Annotated in this window: 1 protein-coding gene; it reads left to right on the top strand. The window is 47.6% G+C overall.

Annotated elements, in window-relative coordinates; genetic code table 11:
- Positions 1-744: ATP-binding cassette domain-containing protein (locus R8N49_RS26825; RefSeq protein ID WP_318190412.1), on the top strand; the 744-nt coding region annotated here is incomplete at both ends.

Here is a 744-nt window from a genome sequence, read left to right on the forward strand (position 1 = left end):
ATCGTAACCGCAGTAAACGATTTGAACTTCTCTCTGAAGCAGGGCGAAACTCTCGGTATCGTGGGTGAATCTGGTTCAGGTAAATCACAAACTGTATTCGCAATCATGGGTCTACTGGCGAAAAACGGCAAGATCTCAGGCAGCGCGAAATTTGAAGGTCGAGAAATTCTGACCCTTCCAGAAAAAGAGCTGAACAAAGTTCGTGCTGAACAGATCGCGATGATCTTCCAAGACCCAATGACGTCACTGAACCCTTACATGAAAGTCAGTGACCAGTTGATGGAAGTGTTGATGCTGCATAAAGGCATGGGCAAGTCAGAAGCGTTTGAAGAATCTGTTCGCATGCTTGAAGCGGTAAAAATCCCTGAAGCTCGCAAACGTATCACCATGTATCCGCACGAATTTTCAGGCGGTATGCGTCAGCGTGTAATGATTGCGATGGCGCTATTGTGCCGTCCTAAACTGCTTATTGCTGATGAACCAACAACCGCGTTGGACGTAACCGTTCAGGCACAGATCATGGACTTGTTGAACGAGCTGAAATCCGAGTTCAACACGGCAATCATTATGATCACCCACGACCTAGGTGTTGTTGCTGGTTCATGTGACAAAGTGCTTGTGATGTACGCAGGTCGTACGATGGAGTACGGCAACGTAAACGAAATTTTCTACAACCCAGGCCACCCATATGCGGAAGGCCTGTTAAAGGCGATCCCTCGTCTGGATACAGAAGGCGAAATTCTG

The sequence above is a fragment of the Vibrio sp. 1978 genome, assembly GCF_033344345.1.